Source organism: Ramlibacter albus, from assembly GCF_014297445.1.
Lineage (GTDB): Bacteria > Pseudomonadota > Gammaproteobacteria > Burkholderiales > Burkholderiaceae_C > Ramlibacter > Ramlibacter albus.
The window spans coordinates 86,781-109,649 of record NZ_JACORU010000007.1; the positions used below are offsets into that span (position 1 = coordinate 86,781).

Genomic DNA, 22,869 nt, shown 5'->3' on the forward strand with positions numbered 1-22,869 from the left:
TGTTGATGCAGACCGCCCGGCCGCTCGGCGAGCTGGAAAACCCCACCGAGTTCATCCCCCGCCACATCGGCATCGAAGAAGCCGACGAGCAGCACATGCTGTCGGTCATCGGCGAGGCGTCGCGCCGCGCGCTGGTCGAGAGCATCGTGCCGCGCTCCATCGCGCGCGCCAAGCCGATGCAGCTGCCGCCGCCCGCCACCGAGGCCGCGGCGCTGAAGGAGCTGCGGCAGATCGCCAACCGCAACCAGGTCTTCAAGAGCTTCATCGGCCAGGGCTATTACGGCACGCACACGCCGGGCGTCATCCTGCGCAACATCCTCGAGAACCCTGCCTGGTACACGGCCTACACGCCTTACCAGGCCGAGATCAGCCAGGGCCGCATGGAGGCGCTGGTGAATTTCCAGACGATGGTTTGTGACCTCACGGGCATGCCCATCGCAAACGCGTCGATGCTCGATGAAGCCACGGCGGCTGCCGAGGCGATGACGCTCGCCAAGCGCAGCGTGCGCAGCAAGAGCAACACCATCGTGGTGGCGGGCGACTGCCATCCGCAGACGATCGAAGTCGTGCAGACGCGTGCCGCGCCGCTCGGCCTGCAAGTCGTGCTGGCGAACTCGCATGAAGAGTGGGTGAAGTGCCTTGAAGGCGATTACTTCGCCGTGCTCGCGCAGTACCCCGCCACCAGCGGCCGCATCGACGACCTGCGCGCCGATGTCGAGAAAGCGCATTCGAAGCAGGCCGCGTTCATCGTCGCCGCCGACCTGCTGGCGCTGACGCTGCTCGTGCCCCCTGGTGAATTCGATGCGGACATCGTCGTCGGCACCACCCAGCGCTTCGGCATGCCGATGGGCGCGGGCGGCCCGCACGCCGCCTACCTCGCCTGCCGCGACGACTTCAAGCGCTCGATGCCGGGCCGGCTCGTCGGCGTGAGCGTCGATTCGCACGGCAACCCGGCTTACCGCCTTGCGCTGCAGACGCGCGAGCAGCACATCCGCCGCGAGAAGGCCACGTCCAACATCTGCACGGCGCAGGTGCTGCCGGCGGTGGTCGCAAGCATGTACGCGGTGTACCACGGGCCGCAGGGCTTGAAGCGCATCGCACTGCGCGTGGCGAGCTACACCGCCATCCTTGCGAAGGGGCTGGAGCAACTCGGGCACAAGCCCCGCCGCGAGAGCGCGTTCGACACCATCTCGCTGCACACCGGCGAAGCGACGAAGTCCTGCGCGGCTCGCGCCGTGTCGATGAAGGCCAACATCCGGGTGGCGTGGGAAGAGTACATCTGCATCTCGCTGGACGAGACCACGACGCGCGAGGACATCGAGCTGCTCTGGAGCGTTTTCGCCAAGCCGGGCCAGGCATTGCCCAAGGTGGCCGACTACGAGAAAGGCATCGAGCCGCTGATCCCGCAGGCATTGCGCCGCACGAGCGACTTCCTCACCCATCCGGTCTTCAACACGCACCACAGCGAGACCGGCATGCTGCGCTACATCCGCGCGCTCTCGGACAAGGACCTCGCGCTGGACCGCAGCATGATCCCGCTGGGCAGCTGCACGATGAAGCTCAATGCCACGAGCGAGATGATCCCGATCACGTGGCCCGAGTTCGCGCACATCCACCCGTTCGCGCCGCGCGAGCAGCTGCAGGGCTACGCCATGCTCGACGAGCAGCTGCGTGCGTGGCTCTGCGAGGCCACGGGCTACGCGGGCATCAGCCTGCAACCGAACGCCGGTTCGCAAGGTGAATACGCCGGCCTGCTCGCGATCAAGGCGTGGCACGAAAGCAAGGGCCAGGGCCATCGCAACGTGTGCCTGATCCCCTCCTCCGCGCACGGCACCAACCCCGCGAGTGCGCAGATGGTGGGCATGCAGGTGGTGGTGACGGCCTGCGACGACAACGGCAACGTGGACATGGCCGACCTGCAAGCCAAGTGCGAGCAGCACAAGGACAAGCTGGCCTGCATCATGATCACCTATCCCAGCACGCACGGCGTGTTCGAGATGCAGGTGAAGGAACTGTGCGCGATGGTGCACAAGTACGGCGGTCGCGTGTATGTCGACGGCGCCAACATGAACGCACTGGTGGGCGTGGCCGCGCCGGGCGAGTTCGGCGGCGACGTGAGCCACCTCAACCTGCACAAGACCTTCTGCATCCCGCACGGCGGCGGCGGCCCGGGCGTCGGCCCCGTGTGCGTGGTGGAAGACCTCGTGCCCTTCCTGCCCGGGCATGCGACGGGTGGCGTTGCGGACCATGGTGTCGGCGCGGTGTCGGCCGCGCCTCTTGGCAATGCCGCCGTGCTGCCCATCAGCTGGATGTACTGCCGCATGATGGGCGCCGAGGGCCTGCGGCAAGCGACCGAAGTCGCCATCCTCAGCGCCAACTACATCAGCGCGAAGCTGCGCGACCACTATCCCACGCTGTACGCCAGCGAGAACGGCCACGTGGCGCACGAGTGCATCCTGGACCTGCGCCCGCTGAAGGAAACGAGCGGCGTCACCGCGGAAGACGTGGCCAAGCGCCTCATCGACTACGGCTTCCATGCGCCCACGCTCAGCTTCCCGGTGCCCGGCACGCTGATGGTGGAGCCCACCGAGAGCGAGACGCTCGACGAGCTGGACCGCTTCATCGGCGCGATGGTCGCCATCCGCGAGGAGATCCGCCGCGTGGAAAAGGGCGAGTGGCCGCAAGACGACAACCCGCTGAAGAACGCGCCGCACACCGCCGCCGCCCTGATGAAGGGCGAGTGGCAGCATGCGTACCCGCGCGAGGCGGGCGCCGCCGTCCTCGATGAACGCCGCCACGCGAAGTACTGGCCGCCGATCGGCCGCGTGGACAACGTGTACGGCGACCGCAACCTGTTCTGCAGTTGCGTGCCGCTCGCGGCGTACGAGGACTGAACGGGGTTTGCAGCCGCGCCCGGCTCGCCTATATTGAGCGGGTGGAGGCCTACCGCATCAAGGACAGCCAGATCGTCGCGCAGGCCGAGGGCCTGCGCGTGATCGACCAGACACTCGCGCCCGGCGAGTGCGTGCCCTGGCACCTGCACCCCGACACCGACGACTACATCATCTGCCTGCGCGGGGTGGTGGAAATCCGCGAGCTCAACCCCGCGAAGGTCACCACGCTCAAGGCCGCCCAGCGCTATCGCGTCCTCAAGCGCCAGCCGCACACCACCATCAACACGTCGGCCGAAGACTGCGAGATCCTCATCGTGCAGGGGCCGGGCCCGATCGACTCGCGCACCGTCCCCGGCGTCGCTCGCTAAGCCGGTTGCGCGTTGCATCCGCGCCGCTTATAGTGGCCCGCCACTACCGAGCACGCGAATGAGAAACAGCCACAAGGCAGTCCACGTCCTCGCATTTGCCGCCGCCCTTTTCGGGTGCAGCGCGGCGTCCTCCCAAAGTTCCAATCCCCTCGCCGTCGCGCAGCTCGCATCGAGTTGCGCCAACTGCCATGGCACGCAGGGGCGCGCCGCGGACGGCTCGGCGCTGCCGTCGCTGGCGGGCATGCCGAAGGCACAGACGATGGAAAGCCTCAGGGCCTTCAAGGCCGGCACCAAGCCTGCGACGATCATGCACCAGCTGTCCAAGGGCTACACCGACGCGCAGCTGGAACAGATCGCCGACTACTTCGCGGGGCAGAAGAAATGAAACGCCGCACACTTCTTCATGCATCTGCAGCATTGGGCGTCGCCGCGGGTCTCGGCGGCTGCGCGACGGCCGTGCCGGCGAAGGCCCGCGTACTCGTCGTCGGCGGCGGCTACGGCGGCGCCACCGCAGCACGCTACGTGCGCATCTTCTCCGACCACAAGGTCGACGTGGTGATGGTGGAGCCCAACGCCGCCTTCGTTTCCTGCCCGCTCTCGAACCTCGTGGTCGGCGGCAGCAAGCAGATGGCCGACATCACGGTGCCCTACTCCGGCCTCACGCGCGCGCACGGCGTGCAGTGGGTGCAGGACACAGTGGCCGCGATCGACTTCGACACGAAGACCGCACGGCTGGCCAATGGCGCCACCATCGCCTACGACAAGCTCGTGCTCTCGCCGGGCATCGACTTCATGCCGGACCGTGTCGAAGGCCTCGCCGCGGCCTATACCAGCGGTGCCGCCATCCACGCATGGAAGGCCGGCCCCGACACGTTGGCCCTGCGCCGCCAACTGGAGGCCATGCCCGATGGCGGCACCTTCGTCATCGCCATCCCCGAGGCGCCCTACCGCTGCCCGCCCGGCCCGTACGAGCGGGCCTGCCAGGTGGCGTGGTACCTCAAGCGCGCCAAGCCGCGCGCCAAGCTGCTGGTGCTGGACGCCAACCCGGACGTCACTTCCAAGCCCGCGCTGTTCAAGAAGGCCTGGGCGGACAACTACGCCGGCATCCTCGAATACCGGGCCAACCACAAGCTCACGCGCGTCGATGGCGCGAAACGCACGCTCGCGTTCGAAGTGCACGACGAGGTGCGCGCGGACGTGCTGAACGTGCTGCCGCCCATGCGCGCGGGTGCGATCGCCACGCCGCTGGCCACGATGGCCGGCAACCGCTGGTGCGGCGTCGACTTCCGCACGTTCGAATCGACGGTGCGCAAGGACGTGCACGTGCTGGGCGACTCCACGCTGTCGGCCAGCGGCATGCCCAAGAGCGGCCACATGGCCAACCAGCACGGCAAGGTGGCGGCCGCCGCCATCGTGTCGCAGCTCAATGGCTGGGAGCCGCCCGCGGCGCCCGTCATCAACAACACCTGCTACAGCTTCGTGGACGACCGCAACGTCATCCACGTCGCGAGCGTGCACGAGTACTTCGCGCCCGAAAAGACCTTCCGCATCGTGGCGGGCTCGGGCGGCGTGAGCACCGCACCCAGCGAAACGGAAGGCTCCTACGCCTTCAACTGGGCGCGCAACATCTGGAGCGACATGCTCGCCTGAGCAACCCCTCCCGCAGTAAAGGCAGTAACCCCGCAGTAACCCCGAGGAGTACCAGCAGTATGGCCACGCTCAACGTGAACGGAGCGGTGCGCTCGTTCGACGCCGAACCCGACACCCCCCTGCTCTGGGCGCTGCGCGAGCAGCTCGGCCTGACGGGCACCAAGTACGGCTGCGGCATCGCCGCATGCGGTGCCTGCACCGTGCACATCGACGGCGTGCCCACGCGCAGCTGCGTGCGGCCGATCTCCACCATCCAGCCGAACGAGAAGATCGTCACCATCGAGGCGCTCTCGCCGCGCGGCGACCACCCGATCCAGAAAGCCTGGGTGGCGCTGGACGTGCCGCAATGCGGCTACTGCCAGAGCGGCATGGTGATGGCCGCTGCCGCGCTGCTGAAGGAAAAACCCAACCCCACCGACGCCGACATCGACGCGGCGATGAGCAACATCTGCCGCTGCGGCACCTACAACCGCGTGCGCGCTGCCATCAAGGCCGCCGCGCAGGGCAGCACGAAGAACGCGGGCCTGGCGATCCAGCACACCGACGGGAGCGTGTCATGAAGCGCCGCGCCTTCCTGCAGGTAGCCGCCTCCACCGGCCTGACGCTCGGCTTCCACATCCCCTTCGCGCAGGCGCAGGCGGACGCACCCGAGATCAACGCCTGGGTCGTCGTGAAGCCCGACGACACCGTGGTCGTGCGCGTCGCGCGCAGCGAGATGGGCCAGGGCTCCTTGACCGGCCTCGCGCAACTCGTGGCCGAGGAACTCGAGGCGAACTGGGCCAAGGTGACGTGGGAGTACCCCACGCCCGGCCAGAACCTCGCGCGCAACCGCGTGTGGGGCAACTACTCCACCGGGGGCAGCCGCGGCATCCGCGAGTCGCACGAGTACGTGCGCAAGGGCGGCGCGGCCGCGCGCATGATGCTCGTGCAGGCCGCGGCGAACGAATGGAAAGTGCCCGTTGCCGAATGCCGCGCTGCGAACAGCGTCATCACGCACCAGCCCACCGGCCGCACCGTCACGTACGGCAAGGTGGCCGCTGCCGCGGGCAAGCTCACGCCGCCCGCGGACGTGCCGCTGAAGGACCCGAAGGACTGGAAGATCGTCGGCAAGCGCCTGGCGCGCATCGACACCGCCGACAAGGTCACCGGCAAGCAGGTGTACGGCGCGGACCTGAAGCTGCCCGGCATGCTCAACGCGGCCATCAAGGACTGCCCGGTGTTCGGCGGCAAGGTGAAGAGCTACAACGCCGCTGCAATCTCCGGGCGCCCCGGCGTGAAGAAGGTGGTGCCGGTGGGCGACAGCGCCGTGGCCGTGGTCGCGGACACGTGGTGGCGCGCCAAGACCGCGCTCGACGCGCTGCCCATCGAGTGGGACGTGGGCCCGAACGGCAAGACCTCGCAGGAGCAGGTCAACGCCATCCTGAAGGCCGGCCTCGACGCACCCGAGGCGGCCGTGGGCAACAGCAACGGCGACGCGAAGGCGGCGCTGGCGAGTGCCGCGCGCCGCATCGAGGCGGTGTACAGCTACCCGCACCAGAACCACGCGACGATGGAGCCCATGAACGCCACGGCGCGCTGGACCCCCGAGAAGTGCGAGGTATGGACACCCACGCAGAACGGCGAAGCGGCCCTGGCGGCCGCTGCCGAAGCCGCGGGCCTGCCGGCCCGGCAGTGCGAGGTCTACAAGATCCACCTCGGCGGCGGGTTCGGGCGGCGCGGCGCGGTGCACGACTGGGTGCGGCAGAGCGTCGAGATCGCGAAGCAAATGCCGGGCGTTCCCATCAAGCTGCTGTGGACGCGCGAGGAGGACATGCTGCACGGCCGCTTCCACCCGCTCACGCAGTGCAAGCTGCAGGCCGGGCTGGACGCCAGCGGCAACCTCACCGCGCTGCACATGCGCATCTCGGGCCAGTCGATCCTCGCGGGCGTGGCGCCGCAGAACATCCAGGGCGGCAAGGACCCCGTGGTGTTCCAGGGCCTGAACCCGCCGGGGCCGGAGGCGTCCATCGGCTACAGCGTGGCCAACCTGCTCGTCGACCACGCGATGCGCAACCCGCCGGTGCCGCCGGGCTTCTGGCGCGGCGTGAACCTGAACCAGAACACGGTCTACCTCGAGTGCTTCATGGACGAGCTGGCCGCCGCCACGCGCACCGACCCGCTCGAGTTCCGCCGCAAGCTGATGGCGAACCATCCGAAGCATCTCGCGGTGCTCAACGCCGTGGCCGACAAGGCCGGCTGGGGCAAGCCCGCGCCGGACGTGAACGGCATGAAGGTGTACCGCGGCCTCGCGCAGACCATGGGCTTCGGCAGCTACGTCGCTGCGTGCGCCGAGGTTTCCGTCAACAAGGAAGGCGAGCTGAAGATCCACCGCATCGTCGCGGCCACGGACTGCGGCTACGCGGTGAACCCGCAGCAGATCGAGGCGCAGGTGGAAGGCTCGTTCGCGTACGGCCTGTCGGCCGCGCTCTTCGGCGAGTGCACGCTGAAGGACGGCCGCATGGAGCAGGACAACTTCAGCACCTACCCGGTGGTGCAGATGCAGCACATGCCGAAGGTGGAGACGATCGTGATGCCCAGCGGCGGCTTTTGGGGCGGCGTGGGCGAGCCCACCATCGCTGTGGCGGCCCCCGCGGTGCTCAACGCGATCTTCGCCGCGACGGGCAAGCGCATCCGCGACCTGCCTTTGAGGAAGCACAGCCTGAAGGCGTGAAGCGGGTCGCCTTGCTCCTTGCGCTGGCCGCGTGCTGCCGCGGCGCGGCGGCGCAGGAGGTGGCGCCCTATGTCGTTCGCGGCGACCGGATCGAGGAGCCGCTTGGCGGACTGGCCGGCGTTGCTTCGCGCGGGCGCGCGATCGTCGCCAGCCGCGCGCAGGGTTTGTGCCTGCTGTGCCACCCTGCGCCGATTGCCGAGGAGCGCTTCCAGGGCAACCTCGCGCCGGACCTGGCGAATGCAGGCGCGCGCTACACGGTGGGCCAGCTTCGGCTTAGGATCGTCGATCCGCGACTCGTGAATCCATCGACCTTCATGCCGGCCTTCCACAGCACCACCAACCTCTCGCGCGTCGGCGGCGCGTGGCAGGGCAAGCCCGTGCTGACGGCGCAGCAGGTGGAGGACGTCGTGGCTTATCTCGCGAGCCTGAAATGATGCGCAGGCGTGCCCTCCTCGCTTCTTCCCTCGTTGTCGTTGCGACGCCGTCGTTGGCGCAGCCGAACGGCCAGCTGGACCAGGCTGTCGCGGAATTCGCGCAAGGCAAGCCGGTGCAGCGCGGCCGCGTGAAGCTGGAGATGGAAAAGCTCGTCGACAACGGCAACCTCGTGCCGGTGAGCGTCACCGTCGAATCGCCGATGACGGCGGCCGACCACGTGGTCGCCATCGGCATTTTCAACGACCGCAACCCGCAGCGCGACGTGGCGCGGTTCGTATTGGGGCCGCGCTCCGGCAAAGCGGCAGTCGCAACGCGCATGCGCCTCGCGACCAGCCAGAAGCTCGCCGCCGTGGCGCGGATGAGCGACGGCAGCGTGTGGATCGACACCGTCGATGTCGTCGTGGCGCTCGCAGCGTGCATCGAAGGAGACGTGAACTAGATGGCCCGCGTGCTGATCACCCTGCCGCCGAATCCTCGCAAGGGCGAGGTGATGGAGCTGCGCGTACTGATCGCGCACGTGATGGAGAGCGGCTTCCGTCCGGGTGCGGACGGGCGCACGCTGCCGCGCGACATCATCCGCAGGTTCAGCTGCCGGTACAACGGCGAAACGGTTTTCAGTGCGGAGCTTTCGCCGGCCATCTCGGCGAATCCGTATTTGTCCTTCCACACCGTTGCCACCGAAAGCGGCACGCTGGAATTCGAGTGGCAAGGGGACAACGGCTTCAGCCAGGTGGAGCGGCGCGCCTTGCAGGTGGCATGACACCTCGCGTCTTGCGCCCGGCTGCGCTTGCCGCGGCCTTGCTGGTGGGCTGCGCCACGCCCTCCGCGCCTGTGGCACCGCAGCGCTCCGGCTTCGACGACATGAGCCCTGCCCTGCAGGCGATGCAGCGTGACGACACGGCCAACCCGGCGATGTTGTCCGTGCAGGAGGGTGAGCAGCTGTGGAAGCGCGGGGACAAGTCGTGCGCGAACTGCCATGGCGACATCACCCGGATGAAGGGCGTGGCGGCGCGCTATCCGGTGTTCGATGAATTGCTGAAAAGGCCGGTGAACCTGTCGACACGGATCAACTTGTGCCGCGAACGGCACCAAGGGCAGGCGCCCCTGCCGTTCGAGCACGCCGATTTGCTGGCGCTGGAGGCGGCTGTGGCGATGCAGTCGCGCGGGATGCCGATTGCGCCGTCTTCCGATGTGCGGATGGTGCCTTTTCGCGAGCGCGGGGCTGTGTTCTTTTCGCGGCGGATCGGTCAGTTGAATCTGTCTTGCGCGCAGTGCCACGACCAATTGGTGGGCGGCAAACTTGCCGGTTCCGTGATCCCGCAAGGGCAAGCAACGGGATATCCGGTGTACCGGCTGGAGTGGCAGGCAATGGGATCGCTGGGCCGGCGCCTGCGCGGCTGCATGACAGGGGTGCGAGCCGAACCGCTGGCGTGGGGGAGTATCGAGATGGCGGAGCTCGAAGTCTATTTGGCGGCTCGCGCGATGGGCATGCCTGTGGAGAGTCCCGGGCTTCGGCCTTGATGTCGCCTTGGACGGCACGTACTCGCGCAGAGCACCGATTTATAGCGTATTTGCTATAATTCCTCAGGATGACATGGGAGATCGAGTACCACGACGAGAAGCTACAGGACGCCGTTCTTGGCCTGCCTGCAGGCCTCCTGGCACGGTACCTTCATCTCACCGACCGAATGCTTGAGTTCGGGCCAGACCTCGGGATGCCCCACACCAGGTCAATGGGGGACGGCTTGCTCGAGCTTCGGTTGAAGTCAAAGGAAGGCATTGGACGGGTTTTCTACTGCACATTGTTGCGGCGCCGGATCATGATGCTGCATCAGTTCGTGAAGAAGACTGAAAAGACACCGCCCAGGGAACTTGCAGTTGCGCGCAGGCGCATTAAGGAGTGGAAAGATGCTGACGCATAAGCAGTTGCGTGCGAAGGCGCTTCGCAGGACCGAAGTAAAGGCCGAATTCGAGAAGTCGAGTGAAGAGTTCGCGCTGTTGGACGAGTTTTTGAAGGCCCGCTCCGAGCAGGGCTTGACCCAGGCTCAAGTGGCCGAGCGAATCGGCACCACGCAGTCGGCCGTGGCACGAATGGAATCCGGCCGGGGCAAACATTCACCTTCGATCGCAACGCTCAGTCGCTACGCGGAGGCGCTCGGCTGCGCTCTTGAGATCAGGCTCGTTCGCAAGCGCGGCACTCGCAAACTTGCGAGCCCGGCGGCTCGCGCGTCCAAGAGCACCCGCGCCTGATCGCCCGATCGCGTGAAGCACTTCGCCTGCTCACTTTTGCTTGTTGCGCTCGACGGGACGCATTTCAAACGCCGTTTCCTCACCGAAAACGGCCGCCAGTACGCAGGCGGCAAGATTCGCTACGCAACGTTTGCGCTCGTCTCCGTTTCGCCCTCAGAATTCGTAGTCGACGACAACATCCAGAACGCCAAGGTGGCATTTCGACGCGTGCCCGAGGGAACCGCGCCGTAGGGCCCAGCGCGCACCCGCTCAACAACCAGCGATGGAGACCCACCCATGTTCAGCCACGTCATGGTCGGCACCAACGACATCGAACGCTCGAAGCGCTTCTACGACGCCGTGCTCGCGGTGCTCGGTGCGGGCGAGCCCGTGCACAACCGCAACGCGACCGGCCAGAACCGATTGTTCTATCGCCACGACGGCATGTCGTTCTGCATCAGCGAGCCGATCAACGGCGAGCGCGCATGCGGCGCCAACGGCGGCACCATCGGCTTCAAGTGCAGCTCACCCGAGCAGGTGCAGAAGTTCCATGATGTGGCGGTCGCGCACGGCGGCACGTCGATCGAACAGCCGCCCGGGCTGCGCGAGGGAAACCTCGGCCCTCTGTACCTGGCTTATGTGCGCGACCCCGACGGCAACAAGCTGTGCGCACTGCACCGGCCGGCGTCATCCAGGCGCTGACGGAGCCCGCGCCGATGCAGATCGAAATCGACGACCCCGCCCGCCCCGACGTGTTCGCGCTGCTGGACGAGCACCTGCGCAACATGCGCGAACTCTCGCCGCCCGAAAGCGTGCACGCGCTCGACGTGAGCGGCCTGAAGATCCCTGCCATCACGTTCTGGTCGGTCCGCAGCGACGGCGTGCTGCTCGGGTGCGGCGCCCTCAAGGAGCTCGCGCCGGACCATGGCGAGATCAAGTCGATGCGCACGCCCGCGGCCCACCGCCGGCGCGGTGCAGGCCGGGCGATGCTGAACCACATCCTCGCCGAGGCCAAGCGGCGCGGCTACCGGCGCCTGAGCCTGGAGACCGGGTCAGCGCAGGCATTCGAGGCCGCGCAGCAGCTGTATCGCAGCGTGGGCTTCCAGCCATGTGGGCCTTTCGGCGACTACAAGCCGGACCCGCACAGCGTTTTCATGACGTTGGCGCTGCCCGGCGACCATGCTGCATAGCAATGGACGAGGTCGACGGTCGAGAGGTGCCGCGGTTTGCGCTTCTGGCGAAGTAGTGCCATTTCGGCTCCCCGGCTGTATAAAGCAGGAAACAAGGAGCCCCGCATGATCGACAAAGCCCAGACCGAACTCGCGAAGACCCTTTGGGAGCAATCCCGGACGGCGGCCGTGCAGGCCCACCAGGCCTGGGACCTCGTCATGAAGTCGCAGAAGTCCCTGATGGACTCCATGCGCAGCGCGGGCGCCCCGTTCGCCATGGCCGCCGACCAGTTCGACAAGCTGATGGACTTCCACTCCAAGCAGTACAAGGCTGCGCTGGAGTACATGGACAAGATGTCCGAGGAATACCGCAAGCTGCTGGACCAGCAGAAGAAGAAGTAGCGCCGCCGTGGCCCCCACGCCTGCACGCCCCTCGTGCATGCGCCGGCGGGCGTTCGTGGCGGCGGGCGCGGCTTCATGGCTGGCGGCTTCCGGCGCACGGGCACAGGCCGACGGCGGACGCCCCCGGAAAGTCGGTTTCCTCGCGTTCTCGCGCCCGAGCGAAGGCGGCCTTGCCGGCCCGGACCCCTTCGTCGACGCGCTGCGGCAGCTGGGGTGGTCCGAAGGCCGCAACATCGTTTTCGAACACCGCTCGTCGGAGGGGCGCAACGAGCGCCTGCCCGAGCTGGCAGCGGACCTCGTGCGCGCCCAGGTCGACGTGATCGTCGTCACTTCGGGCGCCACCGGTGCGAAAGCGGCGCGCGAAGCCTCGAGCCGCATCCCGGTCGTGATGGCGGTGGTGGCCGATCCACTCAAGTTCGGCCTCGTTGCCAGCTTCGCCCGCCCGGGCGGCAACGTCACCGGCGTGGCCCTGCCCCTGGTCGACTGGGGCAAGTGGCTCGAGCTCGCCAAGGAATGCGGGCGCGGCTCGCGACCCGTGGCCGTCATCGCCAATTCGACGAACATCGTCTACGCGGACTACGTCGCCCGCAACCAGGAGGCGGCCCAGCGCCTGGGCTTGCAGCTGCAGATGGTGCCCCTGGCCAGCGCGGAGGCGCTGCCGGATGCATTCGCGGCCATCAGGCGGGTCAATGCGGGTGCGCTCATCGTCGGGCCCGATCCCCTGCTCTTTGCAAGCATGCAGCGCATCCTCGAGCTGGCCCGCGCCAGCCGCGTGCCGGTCTTCGCCTCGAACCGTCGCTACGCGGAGCAAGGCGCGGTGGTCTCCTTCGGCACCGACCTCAACTTCGTCCTGCGCCGCGCCGCGTCGTACGTCGACAGGATCCTGCGCGGGGCCAGCCCCGCCGACCTCCCGGTGGAGCAGCCGGAGCGCTTCGAGCTGGTCGTCAACCTGAGCGCCGCCCGGGAATTCGGCGTGGCCGTCCCGCAGTCGCTGCTGTTGCGCGCGGATGCGGTCATCCAGTAGCGGCTCCCTTGCGAGGTCTTGCTCCTGACGGCGTAGTGTCAGCTGGATGACCACGGCACGCGGCCCGGCGGCGATTCGCCTGTATAAATTCTGCCGCGCCTGCACGCGCATTCACTCAGGGAGCCACATTGACCACCACCGAACTGGCCCAACCCGCCGCGCTCGCGCGGCACGAAGTCCGCGAGCCGCTGCGCCCACATGATCCTTCGCCGGCGGGCATCGCAGCCGCATGGGCCGTCGAGATCAGGCGCCGCGTCGCGGCTTTCGAACGCGGGAACGTCAAGGCGTATGCCGCCGAAGACGTCTTTGCGGAAGCGCACAGGCTCGCCCGATGACAGCGGCCCGCTTCACCGAACCGGCGCTCGCCGAATTCCTCGCCGAAACCGCGGCGCGCAGCACCCGCGACAAGGCGCTGGCCTCGCGGTACGCGAGCGCGGTGGAACGCACCACGCGGCTCGCCATCGCTGCGCCGCATGCCGCGCCGCTGACGGCCGCGGGGACGAGAAGCAGAGCCGTACGGTCGTTTCCGTTCCACATCGTCTACACGCACGACGAATCCGGCGTGCTGGTCCACGCGGTCGCGCACACGAAGCGCATGCCCGGCTACTGGCTCATGCGCGACCTTCCACCACCATCAGCAACGTCTCCCCCGTTGCCACCAGCGTCTCCTCCCCCTTCGCCTGCGCGTAGAGCTCGCAAGCGGTGAACACCTGCGTCTTGCCCGGCTTCACCACGCGCGCCCGTGCCACGAAGCGCTCGCCCACCGCCGGCCGCAGGCAGTTCACCGAATAGTGCGAGGCGAGCACACGGCCGCATTGCGTGACGGCAGCGAAGCCGCACGCGGTGTCGATGAGCGCGCCCACCATGCCCGCGTGCAGGAAGCCCGAATACTGGCCCGCCTCGGGGCGCCACGGCATCGCGATCTCCACGCGGCCCGATTCCGCGCTCACCACCTCGATACCGAAATATCGGTTGAACGCCGCCGTCTCGTTGATCCCGCGGACGGTGTCGATGAAACCCATGGCTGCTCCTTCGATGTTGGACAGCCCAATCTAGGCAGGGCGGCCGACGGGAGCTATCAACGCGGCGACGGAATGTCGCTCGGGTGACGCGCGAGCGCACTAGCATGGCCGCATGGAGAAGCTGCCGGGCTTCAACACCGTCTTCGAGATCGACCGCTGGAGCAACGGCCTGCTGGCGGACGAGCTCTTCCGGCTCGGCATCGGCGTCGTGGCACTCGTGGGCAGCGCCTCGTGGGCCGTGCGGCTCTGGCGGCGGCACGACGGCTCGGTGTGGCGGCATGGCTTCGGCGTTGCGTTCACGTTCCTGTGGGCCGTCGCATGGCTCGTGCTGCATGACTTCCCGGCCGCTTTCTCGCGCGGGGAGCGGCTCGTGCAGGCCTATCGCAACGGCACCTGCGAGGTGGCCGAGGGCGTGGTGAGCGTCCAGTTCGAACAGTCGCGGCATGGCCACTCCTCGGGCGATCGCATCACCATCGGCGGCACGAAGCTGGTCGTGAACTACTTCTACGCCACGCCCGCCTACCGGGACACCATCGCCCACGGCGGCGTGCTGCGCGCCGGCACCTACGCGCGCGTGTGCCACGTCGACGGCGCGATCGTGCGCGTGGACGTGCGGGCTTGAGCACGATAAGCCAACCGTCTAATGGACGGCTTGACGCAACTCCCCGAGATTCGCTTGTCCAAACTCAGGGAGAAGACATGCGCCAGACCGACTGCAGTCCCCCGTCCATATGCGCCACGCGCTCGGCAGCCGAGCTTGGCATGGACTCGAATCGCATCTACAATTTGCCGTGATTACCTGGGACGAGCCCAAGAGGCGGGCGAACCTGGGCAAGCATGGAATCGACCTCGCAGAGCTTGAGCAGGTCTTTGACCTCCCCATGGTCACCGTGGACGACGACAGCGAAGACTACGGAGAGTTGCGGCTACAGAGCCTCGGCATGCTCCGGGACCGCGTGGTCTTCCTGGTGTGGACACCACGCGGTGACGACACCGCACACCTGATCTCCTGCCGATATGCCGACCGACAAGAAACGGACGAATACTTCCAAGCCCTTTAGCGCAGCGCAGGTTGCAGCTGCCAAGGCTGCAGCCGCAAGCGTCAGCCCTGCACCGGCAACGGACTGGAGCAAGGCCACTGTTACGCGCGGCGGCGGTGTCGAGGCCACCATCGAAGGAGTTCGACGCGCGAGAGGCCCGAACAGGCGACCCACCAAGGAGCAGGTAGCAATACGGATCGACCGCGATGTGCTGGGTGCTTTCCGAGCGGCTGGTCCCGGCTGGCAGACACGCATGAACTCGGCCCTCAAGGAGTGGCTGGCCGAACATCCACTTCGCGCGAAGGCCAAGCGCACGAGCTAGGAGCGTGCGCGTGGACGTGCGGGCTTGATGCAGGCGCGCGCCGCGAGTAACTTGCGTGCATCGATGGATACGCAAGCGGCCAGCGAAGCAGCACCCTCACGCAATGCGTCCGAACGCAGGCGAGTCCTCGGCAGCTCGGCCTGGCTCACTGTGCCGGGAACGTTTGCGATACTCGCCGGCGGCTATGCGGCCATGCCGCCGCTGGACGGCGCAGGGGATGCGGCCGGGCGCATCGTGCTCGCGGTCCGCTGGCTTCTCGTGGCCTTCCTGCCCTACGCGGCCGTCTGCCTGCACATCCTCTACCAGCGCTTCGCCGAAGGCGCGCACAACCCGCTCGCGCACACCGCCACCGAGAACCTGCAGATCCACTGCCGCGTGATGCAGAACACGCTGGAGCAGCTGGTCTGGTTCGCGATCTGCATCCTCGCGCTGGCAACATGGCTCTCGCCGGCACAGGCGCGTTTCATCCCCGTCGCCTGCGTCTTCTTCGCATTCGCGCGGCTGGTCTACTGGTGGGGCTACCTGCGAAACGGCACGCTCGGCCGCGGGCCGGCGGTGCAGATGACGTTCACGCTCAACGTGTCGCTCATGCTCGGCGCGATCGTGCAGTCGGTGCGCGGCATGATGGGCTGACGGCGCGGCGGCCAAAATGACCGTTCCGCTCGTCTCCTCCTGACGCATTTGATCGGCCCGGCTGGCTAATATCCGGCCCATGAGCACACCCCGCCCCTCCGTCAGCGACAAGCGCCGCACCTTCCACCAACTGCACCAGTCGGGCTGCTTCGTCATCCCGAATCCCTGGGACATCGGCAGCGCACGCTTCCTGCAAAGCCTGGGCTTCAAGGCGCTCGCGTCCACGAGCGCGGGGTTCGCGTGGTCGCAAGGCCATGCGGACAACGGCGTCACGCGCGACATGGTCGTGGAGCACCTCGCGGCGCTCGTCGAGGCCACGGACGTGCCGGTCAACGCCGATTTCGAAAGCGGCTTCTCCGCCGATGCGGCGGGTGTGGGCGAGAGCGTGCGCCTCGCCGTGCAGGCCGGCGTGGCGGGGCTGTCCATCGAGGACTCCACCGGCAACAAGGACAACCCCCTCTACGACATCGACACGGCCGTCGAACGCCTGCGCGCGGCTCGCAAGGCCATCGACGCGACCGGCGGCGACACGCTGCTCGTGGGGCGCGCCGAAGGCCTGCTCGTCGGGCGGCCCGACATGGGCGACCTCGTTGCGCGGCTGAAGGCCTACGCCAACGCGGGCGCGGACTGCCTCTACGCGCCGCTGCTCAAGACGCGCGAGCAGATCCTCACCGTCGTGGAAGCCGTCGCACCCAAGCCGGTCAACCTGCTCATGGGCTGGCCCGGCGGCATGACCGTGGCAGACATCTCGGCCCTCGGCGTGCGCCGCATCAGCGTCGGCGGCGCGCTTTCGAGCGTGGCGTACAGCAGCTTCATGAACGCCGCGCGCCAGCTCGCCGAAGGCCGGTTCGACGCGCTCACGGGCGCCGCCGGCAAGGAGCTCAACCCGCTCTTCCGCGGCTGGGGCCGTGAAGCGTGAGAAGCCCCGCCCGGCGCCCGATCGCACACCGGCGATCGTGATGTCGCTGCTGGGCGCCGCCGCGTTCGGCTGGGGCGGCATTTCGACGTTGATCGACCACACCATCTCCTGGCCCGCGCGCGACGGCACACCGGTGCGCCTGACCGGCAGCAACGCGGACATGCTGGCCTGGATCCTCCTGGCTGCCGCCACCGCTTGCATTTCGCACTTCGCGCAGGCTTTGCGCCCCGGTGTAGCGGGCCTGAAGTGGACCGGCTCGGCGTTCGCTGTGTGGGCCGTTGCGGCTGCGACCTACTACCTCGCCCGATGAAATCCGCCGCACTGGAAATCCGCGCGGCGCAGCCAACGGACTTCGCGGCCGTCCTTGCGCTCAATGACGCTTCCGTGAAATTCCTCAGCGCTCTCTCAGCGCAACGGCTGCAGAAGCTGCACGAGCAAAGCGCGCTGCACGTCGTCGCGCAGGTGCAGCGCACCGTGGTCGGCTTCCTGCTCGCCTTCCGCGAACGGTCCGGCTACGACAGCATCAACTACCGCTGGTTCGACTCGCGCCACGACCGCTTCCTCTACATCGACCGGGTCGTCGTGTCCGACAAGCATCGCGGCCACGGCATCGGCGCGGCGCTCTACCGCCATGTCTTCGACCAGGCCGCACGCGAACACGTGCCCTGGGTCACGTGCGAGTTCGACGTCGACCCGCCCAACCCCGCGTCGGAGCGCTTTCACGCGCACTACGGTTTCCGCGAGGTGGGCCGGCAGTCGGTCGACTACGCCGACAAGGTTGTGGCCCTGCAGGCGGCCCCAGTCAGGCTCTAGAACTTCGTGTACCCGCCGTCGATCACGAACTGCTCACCCGTGGTGTACGCAGCCGCATCGCTCGCGAGGTAGACCGCGATCCCGCCGAAGTCGTCGATTTCGCCCCAGCGCCGCGCCGGGATGCGCGGCAGCACGGCGTTCGCGAACTTCTCGTTGCCGACGGACTTCTCCGTCATCTCGGTCACGATCCAGCCCGGCAGGATGGAGTTGACGCGGATCTTGTGCCGCGCGAGTTCCACCGCCAAGGCACGCACGAACGAAGTCACCGCGCCCTTTGACGCGCCATAGTGGCTGTTGCGCGCCGCGCCTTCGACGGCGGCCGTGCTCGCCGTCGCGACGAGCGAGCCGCCCTGCCCGTGCTGCGCCATGTGGCGCGCGGCGGCGCGGAACGTGAGGAACACGCCCTCGACGTTGATCCGCTGCACGCGCCGGAACTCCTCCAGCGGCATGTCGACGAGCATCGTGCCCTTGCTCGACACGCCCGCGTTGGCGAAGCACGCGTCGACACGGCCGCCGAGCGCAGCGACGGAAGCGGCGAACGTCGCTTCCACCTGCGTCTCGCTACCCACGTCGCACACGAACGCATGCACGCGCGAGGCATCGCCGCATTCCTGCGCGAGCTGCGCCTTCGCGGCCTGCGTCTTCTCGTCGCGGCTGCCCCAGATGGCCACGCTGGCGCCGGACGCGAGCAGCGCCCGCGCCATGCCCAGGCCGATGCCGCCGTTGCCGCCGGTGACGATGGCGGCCTTTCCGCTCAGGTCGAAGGGCGAGTACATGGTCAGCCGCCGCCGGGCCGCCCCAAGGCGGCTGAAGCCCCCTCGGGGGGCAGCGATCCACACGAAGTGGGGAGCGTGGGGGTGAACATTTAGCGCTTGTTGCGGATGGGGATCTGCATCTCTTCCGGCTTGATCTCCTTGACCAGCTCGGGAACGCCCCATGCGAACGCCGGGTCCACCTTGATCCGGAAGTGATACATCGACTGCATCGCCTGGTGGTCTTCCTTGCGGAACCACATGCGACCCTTCGGCGTGTCGAAGGGCATGCCCTCCATGGCGGCAATCAGCTTGTCCGAGGACGTGTCGCCGTTGGTCTTCTTCAGCGCCGTCACGAGCGCCATCGCGGCCGTGAAGCCACCCGCGGTGAAGAAGTCCGGCGGCTGCTTGAATTGCTTGTAGTGCGCGGCGACGAGCGCCTCGTTCACCGGGTTCTTCGGGATGCCGAAGTAGTAGTAGGTCGCGCCCTCCATGCCGGGGAACTGCTTGTACGCCACCATGGCCGGCAGGATGTTGCCGCCCGTGCCCACGTCGATGTTGTAGCGCTGCTTGAGGTTCTGCGCGGCCAATGCGTTGAAGGGCGGCGTGGCGCCGGCCCACACGACGGCGATGAACTTGCGGCCCGGCTTGTCCTTCAGCTGGTCGACGATGCGCTGGATGCCCGCCGTGAAGTCCGTCGTGTTCTGCGGCAGGTATTCCTCGTGCACCACCTTGGCCTTCTTCAGCGCCTCCTTGAACGCCTTGATGCCGTCGCGGCCGAACGCGTAGTCCTGCGCGAGCGTGGCGATGGAGACGTCCGGGAAGTCCGCGATGGCCGCATTGCTGATCGCGTCCTGGCTGCTGTTGCGGCCCGTGCGGAAGATGTACTTGTTCCAGCGCTCGCCGGTGATCGCGTCCGCGACGGCGGGCTCCACGAGCAGGATCTTCTTGTACTCCTCGGCGACGGGCAGCATGGCCAAGGCCACGGCGCTCGACGTCGGCCCGATGGCGAGGTCCACCTTGTCGTCGGCGTAGGCGGCAGCGAGCAGGCTCTTGCCCACGTCGGGCTTGCCCTGGTCGTCCTTCTCGACGATGACGATCTTGCGGCCGGCCACCGTCATGGTGCCGCCGGTGGCGTAGTCCAGGCCCATCATCAGGCCGGTCTGCGTCTGCTTGGCGTACGCCTCCAGCGGGCCCGTCTTGCTGTAGACGTGGGCGACGCGGATTTCCTTGCCCTGCGCGGCGGCGCCGAACGCGGCGGCGGCGGCGATGGCCGCGACGGCGGCCTTGAACAACTTGGTTTTCATTTGCCTTGTCCCTCGGGTGTTTCGAGTGCGGGCGAGTGTAGCCTGCACCTGCGCCGGGGACCACCGGGCTTCACCCGGCAGCGGCAGCCGTGGCGATGCTCGCGAGCTCCCTGAGCACCACGCCGGGCTGCGAGAGCTGGGGAAAGTGGCCGCGGGCATGCAGGACGCGGCATGGCACGGGCGGACGTGGCCCGGCCGAGCGCAGCTGCTGCAGCGTGATTTCGAGCGAAGCGAGCTCCAGGTGCAGGTTGGCCTCCAGCATCGGTTGCGGCAGCCCGAGCGCCTTGCTCGTGCCGTGCGCGAATTCGCCCTCCCGTTCGCGCAAGTCCGCCGGTTCGTCCGGCAACGTGGGCTCCACGAGCAGCATCGCAGCGGTTTCGCCGGGATGCAGGCGCGCGAACAAGTCCACGTAGAGGCAGCCGAGGGAGTGGCCGACCAGCACGCAAGGCGGCTCGAGCCCGGCATACGCGAGCAGCTCGCGCAACGTGGCGACGATCACGGCGCCGCTTTGCGGCTGGCCGGCGGCGTCGCTGCCCTTGATGCCGAGGCGGTTGTACGCGAACACGGTGCCGAGCTGCTCGATATCCGGGTACAAGGCCTCCCAGCCTTCGAGCGACATGCCCGCGCCGTTCACCAGCACGATGTGCGGCTTGCCCGAGCCCGAGACGATGTAGCCCAGGCGCCCGGCGCGCGTCTGGGCTACCTGCAGTGGAGGAAGGTTCATGCGTCGGGGCCGAAGCCCCTTGCGCACGAAGCGGCCTCAATCCTTCTTGTGCTTGTTCTTGTCATGGCCCTTCGCTTTGCCATGACCGCGCTTGCCGGGGCCGTCGCTCATGTCGACGGAACCCGCGGCGGCCGCACCGGCCGGGCCCGCACCCGCTGCTGCCGCGCCACCCATGGTTGCGGTGGAACCCGTGGCAGCCTGGGTGTTGCTCGACGTGCTGGTGTTCTGCGACGCGATGGTGTTCTGGGTCGTCGTGCCGCTCGGGGCGATCGTCACGTTGCTGTGCGGCATCGCCCGGAAGGTCGAGTCCGTGTTCACCGTCGTGCTTGCGCTGGGGACGACCGCCTGCGTGGCGGTGCTGCTCGTCGTGCTCGCCGCGCGATTCTGGGTCTTGCCGTTCTTTCCGCTCGTGCCCGAACCCGTTGCGGCTTGCGTGTTGCTCGACGTCGCGGTGCTCTGGGACACGGACGTGTTCTGCGTCGTGGTGCCGCTCGGGCTGATCGTGACGTTGCTGTGCGGCATCGCGCGGAAGGTCGAGTCCGTGTTCACCGTCGTGCTCGCGCTCGGTGCAACCGCTTGCGTGGCGGTGCTCCCGGTCGTGCTCGTCGTGGTGTTGGAAGTCTGGGCGAATGCCGCGCCGCCGGCCAGGACGGCGACGGCAACGAGCGTCAGCTTGTTTCGATTCATGGGCATCTCCTGTTGTCGATTCACCGACTCTCAGGGGCTCGGACCGGCCGTGACGTCAGCCCACGGGCAGCATTCCGCCCGGCCTTTTCCTACAGCGCGCGGGAACCGGAAACAGCGAGCCGACGCCCGCGCGTGCGCGCGATCTGCAGCGGTGGCACCGCGGCCTCAGGCGCCGCCGATGCCGACGGTCACCTTGCCGCGGCCTTGGCACTCGGGGCACGTGGTGCCCGCGAGCTTGCCGCTGCCACCGCAGCGCGGGCAGACATCTTCGCCTGTGCCGGGTGTTCCTGGGGGCGCTTCATCGCCCGGCGCCATGGGTGCCTGGCTCATGTCGATCGAAGCGCCGGGGTCTTCCTCGCCGGCGACGGACTCGGCGGCAAGATCGACCGGCGCAGGCTCGTGTTCGCGGTTCATGCGTCCATGCTAGGAAGCGCGGCAGGCGGCGCGCGTAGGACGACTGCACTTCCCTACGCGCCCTGCCAGGCGGGCGGCCGGCTGGCCGGCATGCCGCGCAAGGCCCCGGATGAGTCGATGCCGCGCGGGCTCGTGGCCCAGTTGCCGTCCCAGTCGCGGTGCATCTCGCATTGCGCGCGCGCCAGCTCCGTCATGTTCAGCACGGCACCCGTCTGCGAGTGACGGATCTCGTTGCAATGCGCGACGTTGCCGCCGTGGTGCAGGAACTCCGCGCATCGGTAGAACTTGAAGGAGCTGGTGGTGAAGTCCCTCACCTCCACGGCCGTGCGGCTGAGGTCGGTGCACTGCGCCAGCAGCTTGAGCGAGTTGTAGAACATGGGGATGGAACACATGTAGTGCCCCGTCTTGTGGGTGACCAGCAGCACCTTGCCCGCCGTCACCACCCACTCGCCGGCCCCCATCACGCGCCCGCCGGCCAGGAACGTGGAGTGGTGGAACTCGCCGACGGCGTGGCTGTCACTGTAGAAGATGCCGCCGGCGCTGCACACCCAGATGGCGTAGTTCTTGCCGTTGAAGGCGGTCTTGCGATCGAAGGTCGTGAAGCGCTCGAGCGGGATGCTGCCCTTGCCGCGAGCGTCCACCGGCGCGGGCACGTGGCGGTAGGCGATCTTGTCGTCGCCGAACACGATCATGAATTTCCAGCGCTCCTTCGGGTCGAGGTAGCGCACCGAGTGCACGCCGGTGGCCTCGCCCTTTTCCTCGCACCACTCGAAGAAGCCCAGCTGGGTGCCGGTGTCCGCCAGCCAGCGGTTGAAGATCGCCTTGTCCATGTGGCCCCAGGAGCGGTGCTTCGGGTCCAGGCATTCGAGCCAGTAGTTGCCCTCGCTCGTGGGTACCGGGCCCTTGGCACCGCGGTGCACCAGGTGGTGCGTCTCGCCCCCGTGGCTGCCGTGCGCGCTGGGCACGAAGATGCGGCGCGCCTTTCGCAGGGCCGACTGCGCCTTGTCGATCGCCTGCAGCTGCTTGGAGGCGTTGCTGCCCAGCGCGAAGTACGCAGGGAAACAGGGGTGGGTGGCGTTGTGGCGGGACGTGAATTGCCTGCCCAGGTCCTCCAGCTCGGCGAGCAGCGCCTTGCGCCCCTCGACGTCGGTGCCATCGCGCATCCAGTAGTGGCGCAGCTTGTATTCGACAAGGCCGGCCTCGTCGGTGCGCGGCTTGCCTTTCATCGATGCGACCCAGGCGGCGACCGCCGGGACATGGCTGCTCAGGGGGGCGCGGGACTTGGCCGGACCGGGCATCTTGTTTCCTCTCTTCGCCGCAGCTGCGCGGCCGGGCGAGTATGGCAAACAAAACGT

The 22,869-nt window shown here is 67.9% G+C and carries 32 protein-coding genes; 25 read left to right on the forward strand and 7 right to left on the reverse strand.

The genetic code is table 11. The features are described from left to right. The first annotated feature begins 5 nt into the window (after positions 1-5). From gcvP to H8R02_RS18795, 18 genes are all read left to right on the forward strand, one after another. Complete coding sequence (gene gcvP / locus H8R02_RS18710; protein WP_222622561.1) at positions 6-2,894, forward strand: aminomethyl-transferring glycine dehydrogenase; 2,889 nt, start codon at positions 6-8, stop codon at positions 2,892-2,894. Positions 2,895-2,935: 41 nt separating this feature from the next. Further along, the gene (locus H8R02_RS18715; protein WP_187083001.1) at positions 2,936-3,262 is read left to right on the forward strand and encodes a cupin domain-containing protein; all 327 of its coding nucleotides are present in this window, start codon (positions 2,936-2,938) and stop codon (positions 3,260-3,262) included. 58 nt (positions 3,263-3,320) lie between these two features. After that, the gene (locus tag H8R02_RS18720) at positions 3,321-3,647 is read left to right on the forward strand and encodes a c-type cytochrome (RefSeq protein WP_187083002.1); all 327 of its coding nucleotides are present in this window, start codon (positions 3,321-3,323) and stop codon (positions 3,645-3,647) included. After that, positions 3,644-4,912, forward strand: coding sequence for an FCSD flavin-binding domain-containing protein (locus H8R02_RS18725; RefSeq protein WP_187083003.1), 1,269 nt, complete (start codon positions 3,644-3,646; stop codon positions 4,910-4,912). Before H8R02_RS18720 ends, H8R02_RS18725 begins: the two co-directional genes overlap by 4 nt. Positions 4,913-4,971: 59 nt before the next feature. Continuing rightward, positions 4,972-5,472: a (2Fe-2S)-binding protein gene (locus H8R02_RS18730; protein ID WP_187083004.1), complete on the forward strand. Its 501-nt coding sequence runs from the start codon at positions 4,972-4,974 to the stop codon at positions 5,470-5,472. Beyond that, complete coding sequence (locus H8R02_RS18735; RefSeq protein ID WP_187083005.1) at positions 5,469-7,622, forward strand: xanthine dehydrogenase family protein molybdopterin-binding subunit; 2,154 nt, start codon at positions 5,469-5,471, stop codon at positions 7,620-7,622. The genes H8R02_RS18730 and H8R02_RS18735 overlap by 4 nt, the downstream gene beginning before the upstream one ends. Then, positions 7,619-8,056, forward strand: a complete 438-nt coding sequence (gene soxX / locus H8R02_RS18740) for a sulfur oxidation c-type cytochrome SoxX (RefSeq protein WP_187083006.1) — start codon at positions 7,619-7,621, stop codon at positions 8,054-8,056. The genes H8R02_RS18735 and soxX overlap by 4 nt, the downstream gene beginning before the upstream one ends. Further along, on the forward strand, positions 8,056-8,496 hold the full coding sequence (locus tag H8R02_RS18745) for a SoxY-related AACIE arm protein (protein WP_255429419.1): 441 nt from the start codon (positions 8,056-8,058) through the stop codon (positions 8,494-8,496). Before soxX ends, H8R02_RS18745 begins: the two co-directional genes overlap by 1 nt. Continuing rightward, a complete protein-coding gene (gene soxZ / locus H8R02_RS18750) occupies positions 8,497-8,817 on the forward strand; it encodes a thiosulfate oxidation carrier complex protein SoxZ (protein ID WP_187083008.1) in 321 nt (106 codons plus the stop codon). Further along, the gene (soxA, locus tag H8R02_RS18755; RefSeq protein ID WP_187083009.1) at positions 8,814-9,578 is read left to right on the forward strand and encodes a sulfur oxidation c-type cytochrome SoxA; all 765 of its coding nucleotides are present in this window, start codon (positions 8,814-8,816) and stop codon (positions 9,576-9,578) included. The genes soxZ and soxA overlap by 4 nt, the downstream gene beginning before the upstream one ends. A gap of 68 nt (positions 9,579-9,646) precedes the next feature. Further along, entirely contained in the window at positions 9,647-9,979 is a 333-nt protein-coding gene (locus tag H8R02_RS18760; RefSeq protein WP_187083010.1) for a type II toxin-antitoxin system RelE/ParE family toxin, read from the forward strand. Further along, positions 9,966-10,307 (forward strand): helix-turn-helix domain-containing protein, encoded by a 342-nt coding sequence (locus tag H8R02_RS18765; RefSeq protein WP_187083011.1) that lies wholly within the window; start codon positions 9,966-9,968, stop codon positions 10,305-10,307. The genes H8R02_RS18760 and H8R02_RS18765 overlap by 14 nt, the downstream gene beginning before the upstream one ends. 12 nt (positions 10,308-10,319) lie before the next feature. Then, positions 10,320-10,538, forward strand: a complete 219-nt coding sequence (locus H8R02_RS18770) for a hypothetical protein (RefSeq protein ID WP_187083012.1) — start codon at positions 10,320-10,322, stop codon at positions 10,536-10,538. Positions 10,539-10,583: 45 nt separating this feature from the next. After that, positions 10,584-10,988, forward strand: coding sequence for a VOC family protein (locus H8R02_RS18775; protein WP_187083013.1), 405 nt, complete (start codon positions 10,584-10,586; stop codon positions 10,986-10,988). A 14-nt stretch (positions 10,989-11,002) separates the two neighbouring features. After that, complete coding sequence (locus H8R02_RS18780; protein ID WP_187083014.1) at positions 11,003-11,476, forward strand: GNAT family N-acetyltransferase; 474 nt, start codon at positions 11,003-11,005, stop codon at positions 11,474-11,476. A gap of 105 nt (positions 11,477-11,581) precedes the next feature. Further along, the gene (locus tag H8R02_RS18785; RefSeq protein ID WP_187083015.1) at positions 11,582-11,857 is read left to right on the forward strand and encodes a hypothetical protein; all 276 of its coding nucleotides are present in this window, start codon (positions 11,582-11,584) and stop codon (positions 11,855-11,857) included. Positions 11,858-11,864: 7 nt separating this feature from the next. Further along, complete coding sequence (locus tag H8R02_RS18790) at positions 11,865-12,881, forward strand: ABC transporter substrate-binding protein (RefSeq protein WP_187083016.1); 1,017 nt, start codon at positions 11,865-11,867, stop codon at positions 12,879-12,881. A gap of 128 nt (positions 12,882-13,009) precedes the next feature. After that, complete coding sequence (locus H8R02_RS18795) at positions 13,010-13,216, forward strand: addiction module protein (RefSeq protein ID WP_187083017.1); 207 nt, start codon at positions 13,010-13,012, stop codon at positions 13,214-13,216. A 276-nt stretch (positions 13,217-13,492) separates the two neighbouring features. On the opposite strand, the gene H8R02_RS18800 is transcribed toward H8R02_RS18795, so the two are convergent. Beyond that, the gene (locus H8R02_RS18800; RefSeq protein WP_187083018.1) at positions 13,493-13,903 is read right to left on the reverse strand and encodes a PaaI family thioesterase; all 411 of its coding nucleotides are present in this window, start codon (positions 13,901-13,903) and stop codon (positions 13,493-13,495) included. 112 nt (positions 13,904-14,015) lie between these two features. Here H8R02_RS18800 and H8R02_RS18805 point away from each other — a divergent pair, with 112 nt between their 5' ends. The 7 genes from H8R02_RS18805 to H8R02_RS18835 all read left to right on the forward strand — a co-directional run bounded on the left by H8R02_RS18805 (position 14,016) and on the right by H8R02_RS18835 (position 17,630). Beyond that, a complete protein-coding gene (locus tag H8R02_RS18805; protein WP_187083019.1) occupies positions 14,016-14,525 on the forward strand; it encodes a hypothetical protein in 510 nt (169 codons plus the stop codon). Between the two features lie 169 nt (positions 14,526-14,694). Beyond that, positions 14,695-14,964: a BrnT family toxin gene (locus tag H8R02_RS18810; protein ID WP_187083020.1), complete on the forward strand. Its 270-nt coding sequence runs from the start codon at positions 14,695-14,697 to the stop codon at positions 14,962-14,964. Next, positions 14,921-15,265, forward strand: coding sequence for a BrnA antitoxin family protein (locus H8R02_RS18815; RefSeq protein WP_187083021.1), 345 nt, complete (start codon positions 14,921-14,923; stop codon positions 15,263-15,265). The genes H8R02_RS18810 and H8R02_RS18815 overlap by 44 nt, the downstream gene beginning before the upstream one ends. A 63-nt stretch (positions 15,266-15,328) precedes the next feature. After that, the gene (locus H8R02_RS18820) at positions 15,329-15,898 is read left to right on the forward strand and encodes an MAPEG family protein (protein WP_187083022.1); all 570 of its coding nucleotides are present in this window, start codon (positions 15,329-15,331) and stop codon (positions 15,896-15,898) included. A 79-nt stretch (positions 15,899-15,977) separates the two neighbouring features. Continuing rightward, the gene (locus tag H8R02_RS18825; RefSeq protein ID WP_187083023.1) at positions 15,978-16,817 is read left to right on the forward strand and encodes an isocitrate lyase/PEP mutase family protein; all 840 of its coding nucleotides are present in this window, start codon (positions 15,978-15,980) and stop codon (positions 16,815-16,817) included. Further along, positions 16,807-17,127 (forward strand): hypothetical protein, encoded by a 321-nt coding sequence (locus H8R02_RS18830; RefSeq protein ID WP_187083024.1) that lies wholly within the window; start codon positions 16,807-16,809, stop codon positions 17,125-17,127. Before H8R02_RS18825 ends, H8R02_RS18830 begins: the two co-directional genes overlap by 11 nt. Next, positions 17,124-17,630 (forward strand): GNAT family N-acetyltransferase, encoded by a 507-nt coding sequence (locus H8R02_RS18835; RefSeq protein WP_187083025.1) that lies wholly within the window; start codon positions 17,124-17,126, stop codon positions 17,628-17,630. Before H8R02_RS18830 ends, H8R02_RS18835 begins: the two co-directional genes overlap by 4 nt. On the opposite strand, the gene H8R02_RS18840 is transcribed toward H8R02_RS18835, so the two are convergent. The 6 genes from H8R02_RS18840 to H8R02_RS18865 form a co-directional block, all read right to left on the reverse strand. After that, positions 17,627-18,406 (reverse strand): SDR family NAD(P)-dependent oxidoreductase, encoded by a 780-nt coding sequence (locus H8R02_RS18840; RefSeq protein WP_187083026.1) that lies wholly within the window; start codon positions 18,404-18,406, stop codon positions 17,627-17,629. The genes H8R02_RS18835 and H8R02_RS18840 overlap by 4 nt on opposite strands. 89 nt (positions 18,407-18,495) lie before the next feature. Beyond that, positions 18,496-19,689 carry a substrate-binding domain-containing protein gene (locus H8R02_RS18845; protein ID WP_187083027.1) on the reverse strand — a complete coding sequence of 398 codons (1,194 nt, stop codon included), beginning with the start codon at positions 19,687-19,689 and terminating at the stop codon, positions 18,496-18,498. A gap of 70 nt (positions 19,690-19,759) precedes the next feature. Further along, positions 19,760-20,413: an alpha/beta fold hydrolase gene (locus tag H8R02_RS18850; protein WP_187083028.1), complete on the reverse strand. Its 654-nt coding sequence runs from the start codon at positions 20,411-20,413 to the stop codon at positions 19,760-19,762. Positions 20,414-20,449: 36 nt separating this feature from the next. Beyond that, positions 20,450-21,100: a hypothetical protein gene (locus H8R02_RS18855; protein WP_187083029.1), complete on the reverse strand. Its 651-nt coding sequence runs from the start codon at positions 21,098-21,100 to the stop codon at positions 20,450-20,452. A 165-nt stretch (positions 21,101-21,265) separates the two neighbouring features. Next, positions 21,266-21,514 (reverse strand): hypothetical protein, encoded by a 249-nt coding sequence (locus H8R02_RS18860; protein ID WP_187083271.1) that lies wholly within the window; start codon positions 21,512-21,514, stop codon positions 21,266-21,268. 53 nt (positions 21,515-21,567) lie between these two features. Further along, positions 21,568-22,812: an IQM protein middle domain-containing protein gene (locus H8R02_RS18865; protein ID WP_187083030.1), complete on the reverse strand. Its 1,245-nt coding sequence runs from the start codon at positions 22,810-22,812 to the stop codon at positions 21,568-21,570. Positions 22,813-22,869: the final 57 nt, after the last annotated feature.